Origin of the sequence: Mucilaginibacter jinjuensis, from assembly GCF_028596025.1 — a bacterium.
GTDB classification, from domain to species: Bacteria; Bacteroidota; Bacteroidia; order Sphingobacteriales; family Sphingobacteriaceae; genus Mucilaginibacter; species Mucilaginibacter jinjuensis.
The window spans coordinates 4351914-4364192 of record NZ_CP117167.1 but is presented as its reverse complement, the minus strand read 5'-3'; the positions used below and the strand labels follow the sequence as shown (position 1 = coordinate 4364192).

At 42.6% G+C, this 12279-nt stretch carries 12 protein-coding genes; 7 read left to right on the top strand and 5 right to left on the bottom strand.

What is annotated here, in order from left to right; genetic code table 11:
- Positions 1-15 precede the first annotated feature (15 nt).
- Complete coding sequence (locus tag PQO05_RS18855) at positions 16-1230, top strand: glycosyltransferase family 87 protein (protein ID WP_273628990.1); 1215 nt, start codon at positions 16-18, stop codon at positions 1228-1230.
- Here PQO05_RS18855 and PQO05_RS18850 read toward each other — a convergent pair whose 3' ends face one another.
- Positions 1231-1893, bottom strand: coding sequence for a hypothetical protein (locus PQO05_RS18850; protein ID WP_273628989.1), 663 nt, complete (start codon positions 1891-1893; stop codon positions 1231-1233).
- Between the two features lie 132 nt (positions 1894-2025).
- Between PQO05_RS18850 and PQO05_RS18845 the strand changes: the two genes are divergently transcribed.
- Positions 2026-3042 carry a threonine aldolase family protein gene (locus tag PQO05_RS18845; RefSeq protein ID WP_337941587.1) on the top strand — a complete coding sequence of 339 codons (1017 nt, stop codon included), beginning with the start codon at positions 2026-2028 and terminating at the stop codon, positions 3040-3042.
- Positions 3043-3116: 74 nt separating this feature from the next.
- On the opposite strand, the gene PQO05_RS18840 is transcribed toward PQO05_RS18845, so the two are convergent.
- Complete coding sequence (locus PQO05_RS18840) at positions 3117-4139, bottom strand: aldo/keto reductase (RefSeq protein ID WP_273628988.1); 1023 nt, start codon at positions 4137-4139, stop codon at positions 3117-3119.
- A gap of 216 nt (positions 4140-4355) precedes the next feature.
- On the opposite strand from PQO05_RS18840, the gene PQO05_RS18835 reads away from it, so the two are divergent.
- The gene (locus PQO05_RS18835; RefSeq protein WP_273628987.1) at positions 4356-5441 is read left to right on the top strand and encodes a DNA topoisomerase IB; all 1086 of its coding nucleotides are present in this window, start codon (positions 4356-4358) and stop codon (positions 5439-5441) included.
- 26 nt (positions 5442-5467) lie between these two features.
- Here PQO05_RS18835 and PQO05_RS18830 read toward each other — a convergent pair whose 3' ends face one another.
- Positions 5468-7213, bottom strand: a complete 1746-nt coding sequence (locus PQO05_RS18830) for a M56 family metallopeptidase (protein ID WP_273628986.1) — start codon at positions 7211-7213, stop codon at positions 5468-5470.
- A gap of 6 nt (positions 7214-7219) precedes the next feature.
- Complete coding sequence (locus PQO05_RS18825; protein ID WP_273628985.1) at positions 7220-7582, bottom strand: BlaI/MecI/CopY family transcriptional regulator; 363 nt, start codon at positions 7580-7582, stop codon at positions 7220-7222.
- A 163-nt stretch (positions 7583-7745) separates the two neighbouring features.
- Here PQO05_RS18825 and PQO05_RS18820 point away from each other — a divergent pair, with 163 nt between their 5' ends.
- The 4 genes from PQO05_RS18820 to accC all read left to right on the top strand — a co-directional run bounded on the left by PQO05_RS18820 (position 7746) and on the right by accC (position 11369).
- Complete coding sequence (locus PQO05_RS18820) at positions 7746-8588, top strand: SDR family NAD(P)-dependent oxidoreductase (protein WP_273628984.1); 843 nt, start codon at positions 7746-7748, stop codon at positions 8586-8588.
- Between the two features lie 90 nt (positions 8589-8678).
- The gene (locus PQO05_RS18815; protein ID WP_273628983.1) at positions 8679-9197 is read left to right on the top strand and encodes a c-type cytochrome; all 519 of its coding nucleotides are present in this window, start codon (positions 8679-8681) and stop codon (positions 9195-9197) included.
- A gap of 11 nt (positions 9198-9208) precedes the next feature.
- Positions 9209-9703 (top strand): GNAT family N-acetyltransferase, encoded by a 495-nt coding sequence (locus PQO05_RS18810; protein WP_273628982.1) that lies wholly within the window; start codon positions 9209-9211, stop codon positions 9701-9703.
- A gap of 184 nt (positions 9704-9887) precedes the next feature.
- Entirely contained in the window at positions 9888-11369 is a 1482-nt protein-coding gene (accC, locus tag PQO05_RS18805; RefSeq protein ID WP_273628981.1) for an acetyl-CoA carboxylase biotin carboxylase subunit, read from the top strand.
- Between the two features lie 555 nt (positions 11370-11924).
- Here the strand turns inward: accC and PQO05_RS18800 are convergent.
- Entirely contained in the window at positions 11925-12263 is a 339-nt protein-coding gene (locus PQO05_RS18800) for a cupin domain-containing protein (RefSeq protein ID WP_273628980.1), read from the bottom strand.
- Between the last annotated feature and the right edge of the window lie 16 nt (positions 12264-12279).

Here is a 12279-nt window from a genome sequence, read left to right as displayed (position 1 = left end):
ACAATCTCGTTACACGTGACTAAGAAATTCCCCTTTTTAACCAACTATAGATTGGTGTGCCTGCTTTGGATCGCAGTAGCTGTGTTCTGTTGGCAATACAAATATTTTCACCACCGCGAAAATAACTATCTCATATTTAAGTATGTGTACCACCATACTGTGGCAGAAAAAAATCTTTATGCCTTATATCTGCAGGAATATTACGACTCCAATCATTACGGCCCTGTATTCAGCGTAATCGTAGCACCCATGGCTTTAATGCCCGATGCCTGGGGCTTTTTCTTTTGGTCTGTGCTTAATGCGGTGGTGCTCATTTGGGCTATACACCTGCTTCCGCTCACAGAAAAGAAGAAGATGCTCTTACTCTTGCTTTGTGCCATTGAGTTTGCTAATGCCGAGCATTATATCCAGTTTAATCCTATTGTTACGGCCTTTATATTTTTCAGTTTTACGCTGGTGGAGCGAAAGAAGGAGGAGTGGGCAACCCTGTTTATCGTTTTGGGTACGCTTATTAAGCTTTACCCCGTTGTAGGCTTTGTGTTCTTTTTGTTTGCCGAAAATAAATGGAAGTTCATTTGGTCGACCTTGATGTGGTTCGCTGTATTTTTTGCCTTGCCAATGGCGATATCCAGTCCGCATTTTATTATACAATCTTATGCCGATTGGTTCCACACCTTACAGGAAAAGAACGGACAGAATGTTGACCTGAAATCATCGCAGGATATTTGCCTGATGGGTACCATCCGTCACATAACCGGCAACCCTAATATCCCGAATACACCATTCCTGTTAGCTGGGGCAGCCATTTTTGGTGCGGCATTGCTTAGGTTTAAACAATACTCCTCACAAAAATTCAGGATGCAGATCTTAGCATCTGCATTAATTATGGTGGTGATATTTAGTACCGGATCTGAGCATCCAACTTACATTATAGCCGTACCCGGCGCATTTTTATGGATGTTGATGCAGGAGAAACCTTTTACCCGCACTAATATTATTTTGCTGGTGCTGTTATTGGTGGTAACCGGTTTAGGGCCAACAGATGCGATCCCTGCATTTATCAGAAGGCCTTATATCAATAAGTATGTAATGAAAGCCTGGCCTTGTATTATCGCATGGGGTATAATCTCTTACGAGTTATTGTTTAAGAACTTTGCAAAAGAAGAAAAATCATCCGATAGGGAACATACTTTACAACCAACCGGCGAATTGGAAATGGAGGCTGCGTAATTATTTGCGCGCAGCCTGGAGCTGTTTAAAGTAGGCAATCAGTTTATCCATATTGCCCATATTATATAGATGGCTTTTAATCCGGTCTACCGCGTCGGGTTCATCGCCCATAATTTCGGCCATTACATCTTCGAAGTTAAGGGGACTTAACGCTACAAGCTCTGCCGGGTTAGCTCCGTAGTAATACGTAATTACCTTTTTAGAACCACCGCCGCCGAATGAAAGGCCGACACCGCCGCCCACATAGCTACCGCCAGTACCTAATCCTAAACCAAGCCCTGGTGATACATGTACCGGGCTGCCTCCGCTCACGTTGCCTCGGTATACGTATAGCTTCAGTTCTTCGTCAAGCACTACACGTACAAAATCAAACTCGTTAGGCCAAACTTCGCCCATAGATGGGTGGGCAACTACAAAGCTATCCTGCCCGGCTACAAAATATTTAAGGTCGCTTGCGCTGAGCTTAATTTCATTGGCATCTTTATTCTCCTTAAAAACAATAAAAGCTTGTCCCTTTATTGGCGATTTGCCCGATGGGTAAGCCTGTATAAGGCCTTTCATCTGGTTGTCTTTAACATCGGTAAAATAACCGGGTTGCCATTTTTGGGCGAAAGATGATAAGCTGATTGTAGCGAGAGATGCTGTTAATATAATACGGCGCATAAATGTAAAAATTGTTTAACGCAGCAATTGCGTTTTAAATATAAGTAACATGGAAAATACAGATTTGATGACAAAACAAACCGTGTAGATTTAGATATTTGAAAAGCGAAAATAATAGAATAAACTAAAACTATGATAACTGTTGATCTGCGCAGCGATACTGTAACCAAACCGACTCCCGGCATGCTCGAAGCCATGTGGAGTGCCAAAGTAGGCGATGATGTTTTTGGCGAAGACGAAAGTATAAACGAACTGGAAGCCAAAGCTGCTGCCATGTTTGGTATGGAGGCCGGGATATTTTGCCCTTCAGGCACCATGACCAATCAGATTGCCATTAAATGCTTTACCCAACCGTTGGATGAATTGATTGCCGACCAAACTGCCCACGTTTATCGTTACGAGGGTGGGGGGATAGCCTTTAACTCGGGCGTATCAACCCGCTTGCTCAATGGTTACCGCGGCATCCTGACTGCCGAAATGATTGAGCCGGAGATTAACGCAGAAAATATCCATTACCCGCATACCAGTTTAGTGGTGCTAGAAAATACCGTGAACAAAGGCGGTGGCAGCTGCTATACACTGGAGCAAATTGCGTCCATTGCCGAATTATGCAAAGCCAATAATTTAAAATTGCATTTAGATGGTGCCCGCATTTTCAACGCCCTTGCCCATACCGGCGATAAGGCTGTTGATTATGGTAAATACTTTAACGGCATTTCGGTTTGTTTATCAAAAGGATTAGGTGCACCAGTAGGCTCGGTTTTACTGGCCGATAAGGCGACTATTAAATATGCACGCCGTTTACGCAAAGTATTTGGTGGAGGTATGCGCCAGGCGGGTTTCTTAGCTGCTGCTGCTACGTATGCTTTAGATCATCATGTTGAGCGATTGAAAATCGATCATGCCCACGCGCAGATCCTTGCCGAAGAATTAGCCAAATGCGATTGGGTAACTAACGTTTTACCTGCCGAAACCAACATTGTATTATTTGATACCATACAACCGGCAGACGTGATGCTGGCTAAGCTCGAAGAAAAAGGCATAAAAGCCAACAGCACTGATAAACACCGCATCCGCTTTGTAACACATCTGGATGTGCATCCTAACCAGGTGGAGTATACTGTGCAGGTGCTGAAGGGACTTAAGTAGTTTTTGGTAGCAGTGGTAAGTAGCAGTTGCAGTCCCGCTTTTTTTGACTGCTACTGCCACTAAAAAACTGCCACTTACAAACGATCTCCCGTCTGCCTTTCCACCATCCATCCTGGGTATTCTTTGGATAGGGCGCTTACTTCTTCAATCTTTTTCAGGTCGAAGTCTGAAAGTTGAATCTCTGTTGAATTAATATTGTCGAGCAGTTGATCGACACGTTTAGCGCCGATGATAGTACTGGTTACGCCTTTTTGCAAACGTACCCATGCTAATGCTACCTGGGCTGCGGATACATTATATTGGTGACCAATTTCGGTAATTACATCAATAATGTCATAAGCTTTGTCTTTATTCAGCGGAGGGAAATCGAACGTATCCCTGCGTGAGCCATCCGAAGTTTGGTTATTGCGGGTGTACTTGCCAGATAGGAAACCACCTGCTAGCGGGCTCCATGGCATTATGCCCAAGTTTTGGTCGGCAGCAACCGGCAGTATCTCACGCTCAATATCGCGGCTCGCTACCGAGTAATAGTACTGCATACCCACAAATTTGTTCCAGCCTTGCTTATCGGCTATACCCTGGGCTTTCATCACCATCCAGGCGGGCCAGTTACAAACAGCTATGTAGCGTACCTTGCCAGTTAATACAATATCGTTTAGGGCACGCATGGTTTCTTCAACCGGGGTTTTAGGGTCTACACCGTGTACGTACAATATATCGATATGGTCTAATTGCAAACGCTTCAAGCTGGCATCAACCGACTGAAAGATATGGTAGCGTGATAAACCTACATTGTTTACCGATTCGCCCATTTTGCCGCGTACTTTGGTGGCAATTACCAATTCATCGCGGTTAAGGCCCAGGTCGATGATCGATTGGCCTAACAATGTTTCAGATTCACCAAATGAATACACATTGGCTGTATCTATGAAGTTAATGCCGCCATCAACCACAGTTTTCATCAAATCGTTAACGCCATCTTGCTGTACTTTACCGATAGCTTCCCAAATGCCGCCATTGCCGCCGCCAAAAGTCATGGTGCCGAAACAAAGTTCGGATACCAAAAGGCCGGTATGGCCCAGATAATTATATTTCATGTTTTCGTTGGTTTTTGTATTTCAAACTTAAGCATATCCGTGTTAAATATTGTTTACATAAATGGTCAGAGGAGCGTAATTTATGTATCACCCATAACTGAAATAAATGCAGTATGTGCCGTTTGTTACCCTGTTTTGTGTCTTAAGAGGGCTAATACATCAATATAAAAATACTGGCAACATTATTGTTTTGCTATCCATATCATCTACCACACTATGAACCGCCTCGTAAAAAAACTTGAAAAAATTGGCCGCGATCCTAAGATCACCGCCAGAGCTATCGGCTTGCGTTATGTATCCGACAGCACACCCGGATATACCCGCAAAAAATCGGGTAAAGGTTTCAGTTTTTATGATTCGGAGGGTAAACTGGTAAAAGATAAAGAACTGGTGCAGCGTTTCACCAAAATGGTGATCCCGCCTGCTTATACCAATGTATGGATCTCGCCGTTCGAAAACAGTCATCTACAGTTTACAGGTGTTGATGCCGCGGGGCGCAAGCAATACCGTTACCATGCCGGTTGGAACCAGATCCGTAACCAGTCTAAGTATCATCGCTTACAAGCCTTTGCTGCACATTTACCAGCCATTCGTGAGCATGTGGATAAAGATTTGACACGCCGTAACCTCGATCATGATAAAGTGGTAGCGCTGATTGTAAGGTTGATGGAATTAACCAGTATCCGCGTAGGTAATGAATCATATAAAAAGCTTTATGGTTCGTTCGGCTTAACAACATTGCAAGACAGGCATGTGAAAATTGACGGTTCGGATATGAAGTTTGAATTCAAAGGCAAAAAAGGTGTGTTTCACAAAATAGACCTGCACAGTAAAAAGCTAGCCCGCTTGGTTAAGCAATGCCGCGATATACCTGGTAAAGAACTTTTTCAATATTATAATGAGGATGGCAGCCGCTGTTCGGTAGGCTCGGGCGATGTAAATACTTACCTTAAAAATATCACAGGGGAAGACTTTACTGCTAAAGATTTCCGTACCTGGGCGGGTAGTGTGAGCAGCTTATATGCCTTTAAAGAAGCCGGTGAGTTTAATAACCAGTCGGAGTGCCGGAAAAAGATCATCAGTGTACTGGATGAGGTAGCACTAAACCTCGGCAACACCCGTACCGTTTGTAAAAAGTACTACGTGCACCCAACCATTATAAAAAGCTATGAGGCGGGTACACTGTTTAAATACATCGATGATCTGGATGAGAATAAAGACACTAAAGCATCAGAATTAAACAATGCTGAGAAAGCCCTGCTCCACATTTTAGAACACGAAAAGCTGGCCGAAGCCAGCTAATTGTGCAAATTGATTGAAAGAAATTCTTATTGTTTTTTAGCGTCTTTAGAAGTAATTAATACTACTCCTTCTTTCGCTTTATCGCCGTAAAGTTTGGTAGCATCGCCATCTTTTAAAATCATAACATGATCTATTTTATTAGAAGGGTAGGCCTGGAACTCTTCCTTACTAACTTCCTTATTGTCTATCATAATTAATGGATAAACGCCCCGGTTAGGGTTAATGGTCATATTAATTCCATTGCTGATGCCAGCTTCAACCGGTGCTAAAGGGCTATAATTAAAATTACTGTTATAAAATTTTTTGGTATCAGGTCTAAAGCGCATCGAGGTATCTGTGTTAACAACAAAGAAGTCCGACTTCATTTGCGTAAATTTTTCATCACCTTTGCCTTTAATATCAACGGTTATCGGCTTGTCTGCATAAGTAATATTACCATTTCCATTAATTGGAACTGTCGCATCTATAACCTTAATCATAACTGCTTTCTTACGTTGTTCTTGGGTCGCCTGCATTTCCTTTACAAGCGCGATATTTGGGTTGTTTTTAGTAATTACAGCTATAGTAGCTTTACCGTTAGCTTTGGGTTCCAAAACATCAGTACTTAATATGTCATCAGCATTAAGGCTTTTGTATTTATCGGCATTGGCAAGTTTGCCATCAATGTAATAATCAAGGCTATCGATTAAACCTGTTTGCTTAAGTTTAAGTAAAACAGGTACATCCGGTTTTGTTTTGGCTGTATCTATATCCTTTTTTATTTTGGTTAATTCAGCGTTGTTAGTCGATACAGTATTTTTTTTATTCGTGTCGGCTTTGGCATTCGTTGTTACCAAATTAATCATCGTGATTGCTTGCCGGCCAACCTTCTTAACAGCATTCACGCCCTTATCAACTAATGCTGCTTTTGATGTACCAAAGGCCAGTAATAATAGCAGTACTGTAGGTACGATAAAAGTATACCGGGTTATATTGTAAGTTGCAGATTTTTTTGAGTTCATCATCATAATCCGTTTTTTAATGGTTGATATGTTGAAGTGATTAACCATAGCATTAGAAGTGGTATTTACGCAGGTATAAAGCAAGCTATATTGATAACTTTTAGCATCGGTACCCTGCTGTAAAATTTTACGGTCGGTAATAAACTCCAGGTTTTCGCTAATGGCTTTTTTCATCATCCATACACCCGGGTTAAACCAATAAAAAATAAGGCTCAGTTCGGCAAGTAATATATCAAGCGTATGCCATTGCTTTACGTGCACTTGCTCGTGTGCGATAATGGAACTCAGTTCGGCTTTCGAATGCAGTTCAGGGTTAATATAAATATGCTGCCAAAACGAGAAAGGGTTGCTGTTGTGATTCATCAGCCGCACTTGTTGCTGGTTCACCATTCCAGGTTTAGAGCGGCGGTATAAATTATATAAGGAGAAGAACTGGATAATGAGCCTGATGGTCATCAGCCCAACACCAAGCCAAAACAATATAATTACCCATTGCCAATAATCAGTCTGCATAATTGGTTTGCTAATATTTTGGGCACGTGTGCCGAGGTCTATAATAATCACCTGCAAAGGTTTAGCCAGTTGCTGGTGCTTTTGTACAACACCGGTAAAATTAATGGCAGGGTAGAGGCTGCAAAAAACAATAGCCAGTATTAAATAAACACGGTTTAAGGTATAAAAAGTAAGCCGCCTAAGTACAGTGTAATAACCCAGGCAAAATATGAGTAAAGCAATGTTTACTTTAAGCAGGTATATTAATAATGCAGGCATGGCCGGTTATTTTTTTTGATTTTCAATAAGGTTAATGATCTCTTGCAGCTCGTCGGCGCTTATTTTTTTGTCTTTGGCAAAAAAGGTAACCAGCTCTTTGTACGAGTTTTTAAAGTAATCGCTTACAAAGCCACTCATAAAACGTTTTTTGTAATCTTCTTCTTTAATTATCGGTGTATATTTAAAGCTGTTGCCCAGCTTCTGTCCTTCCACAAAACCCTTGCGTTCCAGGTTTTTTACGGTCGATGCCAGGGTGGTATAAGGTGGTTTGGGCTCGTCCATCATATCTAACAAGTCTTTAATAAAACCTCCGCCGTTTTGCCATAAGGCTTGCATGGCTTCTTCTTCCTGTTGTGATAATTTTTCCATTTGTTACGATGTTTTCGTAAATCTACGAACTTTTCGTAATTGTGCAAATAATTCAGAAAAATATTTTGGAAGATGATAAATAGCTCATCTGAAATAATGCTTTTAATGTAGTTTAAACCAAAACAAATATTCGGTGTATTAGTACTTATATAAAGCCGATACGATGTCTCATAAAATTACCTTAATTACCGGAGCAACCTCTGGCATTGGTAAAGAAACTGCCATAGCCCTTGCCAAAAAAGATCATACACTATATCTATTGGTGCGCGATGGTACCAGAGGGGAGCAGCTTAAACAGGATATTGTAGGGCAAACAGGTAATCAGGACATCCACGTTGTTTTATGCAACCTGGCCGATATGCAGAGCGTACGCAAAGCAGCAACCCAGATTAACGAACGGCTAACCACTATAAATGTATTGATTAATAACGCTGGTGGTATTTTCGATGAATTTCAACATACAGCAGATGGTCTTGAACAAACTTTCGCTACTAACCACCTTGGGCATTTTTTATTGACATTGAGCCTGATGCCTTTATTGCTGAATGGCAAGGGCAGGGTTATTAATGTAAGCTCTGAAGCCCACAAACCTGCAAAAACCGAATGGATTAATGATATGCAATTTGAGCATAAAGAATATAGTGCGTTTAAAGCTTATGCTTTGGCTAAACTGCTCAATATTTATTTTACTAAATCGCTGGTAGATCATTTTGGGGCGCAGGGTATTACTGCTTATGCTTTGCACCCGGGGCTGGTGAATACTGGTTTTGGTGGAAGCTTGTCGGGTTTAGGGAGTTTGTTGATGATGCTTGCCCGGCCGTTTATGATTACTGCAGAAGAAGGGGCGCAAACAAGCATTTACCTGGCTACAGAACCTGGGATAGAAAGCTTAAGCGGACAATACTTTAAAAAGAAAAAGCCGGCCAAAATTTCTTCGGCCGCAAAATATGTACCTGCCCGTGAGCGCCTGTGGCAACTAAGTGAAGATTTGGTACGTAACGTTTAAAACAATATTGTAATGAAAATATTATATTGTCATATTAATGTAATGTGACAATCATTCACTAATTTAGATGTTTCAACTGATAAACATTTTATGATCCTGATTAACAAGAAACTTTTAGTAACCTTAGGGTTATCGACTGTGGTAGTATTATCTGCTATGACAGCTATGCAGCCCGGCCCACAACCGGAGATGAAAGCAAAAAATTTAAAAGTACTGCCCAAGAATATCTCTCACGAGCAGTTAGATCATATTATGGGCGAGTGGTCGCATTCGCTGGGTGTACGTTGCGGTTTTTGCCATGCACCAAACCCGGAAACCAAAAAGATGGATTTTGCCAGCGATGCCAAACCAGAAAAGGAAATGGCCCGCGAAATGTTTAAAATGACAGCAACCATCAACAAAAAATATTTTAAAGCAGGTAAAGATTCAACAGGTATGATTATGTATACCGGTGTTAACTGCTATACCTGCCACCAGGGTAAAGAGCATCCAGAAGTTGTTGACGCACCGGCACCTAAACGTATGGGCCCGCCAGCTGGCGCTCCTCCGCAGGGTACGCCGCCACAAGGAACCCCTCCGGCTGGTACTCCGCCAAATAACGGACGATAAAATGTTAAACCATGGCATTATTAATAAGACAGGCTACCGAAGCCGATCTTGCCGACATCCTCGATGTTTTTAATGACGCCTTAATAAATACAACAGCCGTATATCAGGATGTGCCCCACACGCCTGATATGCGGCTTCAATGGTATAATGACCGGGTTGAAGCCGGTTATCCCGTAATCATAGCTGAGTTTGATAACGAGTTTGCCGGTTTTGCCAGTTACGGGCCTTTCAGAACAGGTTCAGGTTATCGTTATACCGCCGAGCATTCTGTTTACATCATATTCAAACATCGCGGCAAGGGCATAGGCAAAGCATTGGTTCTTGAACTAATTAATATTGCCCGCCAAAACGGCTTACACACACTCATTGCCGGTATCGATTCTTCGATCGAGGCCAGTATTAAACTGCATCTTTCTTTAGGGTTTACCGAAGTAGCTCACTTTAAGCAGGTGGGGTATAAGTTTGGCGAGTGGCTGGATTTAAAGTTGTTTCAGTTGATGCTATAACACGTATAAAAAGAGCGCTGTCATGCTGAGGCACTCGAAGCATAAGCGTCGGCCCTCTGCACCATACTTCGACGGAGCTCAGTACGACATTCGATAAAGAAAGTCTTGGTTCTTGATTCTTGTCTCTTGATTCTCTTCCACGCCTCTTGTTTCTTAACTCTCTTCTCTTAACTTTGAAACCATCATGCAAAAAATTCTGGTAGCTAACCGTGGCGAAATTGCCATCAGGGTAATGCGTTCTGCACGCGAAATGGGGATTAAAACTGTGGCTGTTTATTCGGCGACTGATCGTACTGCTTTGCACGTGCGTTATGCGGATGAAGCCGTTTTTATCGGCGAAGCCCCGGCAAACCAATCGTACCTGGTTGGCGAAAAAATTATTGAAGCATGTAAGCAAACAGGTGCTACGGCTATTCACCCCGGTTATGGTTTCCTTTCAGAGAACCCTGTATTTGCGGCAATGGTACGCGAGGCAGGTTTGACTTTGATCGGTCCATCGCCAGAGGCTATGGAAATTATGGGTAACAAGCTTTCGGCTAAAGCGGCTGCCATGAAATATAATATCCCGATGGTGCCAGGTACCGAAGAAGCCATTACCGATGTGTCTGAAGCCAAACTGCGTGCCATTGAAGTTGGTTTCCCAATCCTGATTAAGGCTGCCGCAGGTGGTGGCGGTAAGGGTATGCGCATTGTAGAACAAGCCGATGATTTTGAAGAACAAATGCAACTGGCCGTATCAGAAGCTACTTCGGCTTTTGGCGATGGGTCGGTATTTATAGAACGTTATGTGTCGTCGCCAAGGCATATCGAGATCCAGGTTTTAGGCGATACACATGGTAATATTGTACACCTCTTCGAGCGCGATTGCTCGGTACAGCGCCGCCACCAAAAAGTAGTTGAAGAAGCGCCTTCATTTATATTAACTGAAGCTATCCGCGCTGAAATGGGCCGTTGTGCGGTTGATGTGGCACGGTCTGTTAATTATACAGGGGCAGGTACCGTAGAGTTTATTCTGGATGATGATCTGAACTTTTATTTCCTCGAGATGAATACCCGCTTACAGGTGGAACACCCGGTTAGCGAACTCATTACCGGCCTCGACCTGGTAAAAGAACAAATTAAAATTGCCCGCGGCGAAGCCCTCTGCTTTAAGCAGGAAGACCTGAAGATTATCGGCCACGCCATGGAACTGCGTGTTTATGCCGAAGACCCAGCCAATAATTTTTTACCCGATATAGGCACCCTGCAAACCTACCGTACGCCAAAGGGCCCCGGTGTGCGTGTAGATGATGGTTTTGAGCAAGGCATGGAAATACCGATCTATTACGACCCGATGATTGCCAAACTCATTACTTACGGTGCTAATCGCGAAGAAGCCATAGAACGCATGATCCGTGCCATTGATGAGTATGAGATTACCGGGATAAAGACTACGCTTGGTTTCGGTAAATTTGTAATGCAGCATGAGGCTTTTACTTCTGGCCAATTTGATACGCACTTCGTTAAAAAATACTTTACGCCCGAAGTTTTAGATGTACATAAAGATGATGAGGCTTTTATTGCTTCTTTAGTAATGGAGAAGCTTTTAAGCAATAAATCATCAGCACCAAATACCGTTGCCAATAACGGGGAGCAGAGTGATTGGGTTAAGAATAGGAGAGGATAGGTTTTCTACGAACCCGTCATTGTACGAAGCAATCTCAGACCAATCAGCACAGACTTTCATAACGCAGAAATCCGTTTTTCATTAGGAATGGTAGAGAAGTATATGAATCGTCAGTGGATGTAACTTTTCTTTGACCGCCAAAGAAAAGTCACCAAAAGAAAGCTCGCAGCCGGGCCCTGTTACTACAATGTATAGTGGTTAAGCAGTGCCTGTGGTTGCCGCAACATTGCCAATGCTGCCCGAGGAGAGGTTATGTTAAGGTAGTGGTTGATTCGGCTATACCAACAAGCTGGTTATAAACTTAGCGAGCGGTGGCCCGGACGCAAAAGCGGGGCCGAGGGTCGGAATTGTGCGGTGGAGCTTTTTTGCGTCTTGATGTTATTCACACATTAATTGTTTTTTAAAGGTGTTCATGAAATCGCTACGCTAAGTATTGGTTACTTTTGGATCAAGCCAAAAGTAACAGCCCAACCCGCGGCGATTGAGCGGGGCTGACATTGATTTAAGTACACCCATTCATAATAACTTCTACGTGGATTAAAGGTAGTTCAATACCTATTCCATTCTTACAGTCTCCATATCCTTACTCTCAAACGTCAAATTAACCGACCGACCGCCGTTAGGCCGGGTACGATGCTTTACATTTTTAGGTATGGTGAATAATTGACCGGGGAACAGCTCTATCGTTTTATCATCCAGATCAATAAATATTGATCCTTCCATAACCAGAAAGCTTTCATCAGAGTTAGGGTGCAGGTGCCAGTAAAACGATTCCGTCATAATGCCAACTCTCACTACGTGATCATTAACAAAAGCAAGCGGGAAATTTGAATAAGTAGTAATGTCTTTTGTTTGCTGCAGAATATCTATAACAGTAAGTACTGGGGTTTCCATTGGAGTTGAATTTTAT

Coding starts and splice junctions, on each gene's coding strand:
- PQO05_RS18835 (WP_273628987.1), top strand. CDS start 4,356: ATGAACCGCCTCGTAAAAAAACTTGAAAAAATTGGCCGCGATCCTAAG.
- PQO05_RS18840 (WP_273628988.1), bottom strand. CDS start 4,139: ATGAAATATAATTATCTGGGCCATACCGGCCTTTTGGTATCCGAACTT.
- PQO05_RS18830 (WP_273628986.1), bottom strand. CDS start 7,213: ATGCCTGCATTATTAATATACCTGCTTAAAGTAAACATTGCTTTACTC.
- PQO05_RS18800 (WP_273628980.1), bottom strand. CDS start 12,263: ATGGAAACCCCAGTACTTACTGTTATAGATATTCTGCAGCAAACAAAA.
- PQO05_RS18815 (WP_273628983.1), top strand. CDS start 8,679: ATGATCCTGATTAACAAGAAACTTTTAGTAACCTTAGGGTTATCGACT.
- accC (WP_273628981.1), top strand. CDS start 9,888: ATGCAAAAAATTCTGGTAGCTAACCGTGGCGAAATTGCCATCAGGGTA.
- PQO05_RS18825 (WP_273628985.1), bottom strand. CDS start 7,582: ATGGAAAAATTATCACAACAGGAAGAAGAAGCCATGCAAGCCTTATGG.
- PQO05_RS18845 (WP_337941587.1), top strand. CDS start 2,026: ATGATAACTGTTGATCTGCGCAGCGATACTGTAACCAAACCGACTCCC.
- PQO05_RS18820 (WP_273628984.1), top strand. CDS start 7,746: ATGTCTCATAAAATTACCTTAATTACCGGAGCAACCTCTGGCATTGGT.
- PQO05_RS18810 (WP_273628982.1), top strand. CDS start 9,209: ATGGCATTATTAATAAGACAGGCTACCGAAGCCGATCTTGCCGACATC.
- PQO05_RS18850 (WP_273628989.1), bottom strand. CDS start 1,893: ATGCGCCGTATTATATTAACAGCATCTCTCGCTACAATCAGCTTATCA.